Genomic DNA, 1,044 nt, shown 5'->3' with positions numbered 1-1,044 from the left:
GTCGACGCGACAATTATCCCGCTGCCTTGGACGACCGTGACAACCCCGGCTCCTGCAATCGGAGTTCCCGTTTGTGCATCTGTCACCTGTCCTTGAATCGTAGCCGGATTGGCTTGAAGCGCCGCATCCAGTACACGTTCTTCTCCTGGTTCTAAGATAATTCGGAAGATAGCCGCTACATAATTATCATCGGATATGACCACCTGGTATTCGCCTCCATTTAATCCATTGATGAAATACAGACCATTCGGATCTGTCAAAGTGAACTTCACTGGCACAGCTGTTCCAACGATAAATACTTGGACGAGAGCGCCAGAAAGGGGTGCCCCTGTTTGTGCATCGGTCACACTTCCCGTCAGAGAAGCAGGGTTGGATGCCAACGCAAAATCCACCGTTTCCGTCTCACCTGGCGTTAAGGTAATGACGGTGAGCTCAGAAGCAAAGTTCGGCGCACTCGCCTGAACAGATATCGTGCCTTCCGGCAAACCTGAAATAGCGTATTGCCCGTTCACATCGGTCAGCGTACTCGCCAAAAACCTTCCTTGACTATTGAATACTTGAATCAACGCATTCGGCAGCACTGTTCCCGTCACTGAATCTCGGACTGTTCCATTAATAGTCGCCGGATTCGGTGTTAACGCTACATTCACTATTTCGGTTTCTCCCGCTGCTAGGTTCACAGATACCGTTTGGCTTGTAAAATTCGCTGCCGAAATGACCACGTTATAGCTCCCGGGGGCAATGCCCGTCAATAGATAGTTCCCAGTTTGATCCGTTTGAGTTGAAGCAACAATCACTCCGCTGCCTTGAATCACGGTGACAACCCCGGCTCCGGCAATCGGAGTTCCCGTTTGCATGTCTGTCGCCTGTCCTTGGATGGTGGCTGGGTTGGCTACAAGAGCTGCATTCAATACACGTGTTTCTCCTGGACCTAAGGTAATCTGGAAGATGGCCGATCCATAATTATCGACGGACATGACCACGCGGTATTCCCCTTCATTCAAACCATTAATCACATATAGACCGTTCGAATCTGTTAACGTG

The 1,044-nt window shown here is 50.1% G+C and carries 1 protein-coding gene; it reads right to left on the bottom strand.

Translation table 11 applies throughout. From position 1 onward, the window contains the following. The coding region (locus EP737_RS25165; protein WP_165350945.1) for a carboxypeptidase-like regulatory domain-containing protein at positions 1-1,044 on the bottom strand (1,044 nt) is incomplete at both ends.

Origin of the sequence: Ectobacillus funiculus (genome assembly GCF_004138295.1) — a bacterium.
Lineage (GTDB): Bacteria > Bacillota > Bacilli > Bacillales > Bacillaceae_G > Ectobacillus > Ectobacillus funiculus.
The sequence above is the reverse complement of the archived record's forward strand: the minus strand, read 5'-3'. Positions and strand labels throughout refer to the sequence as shown.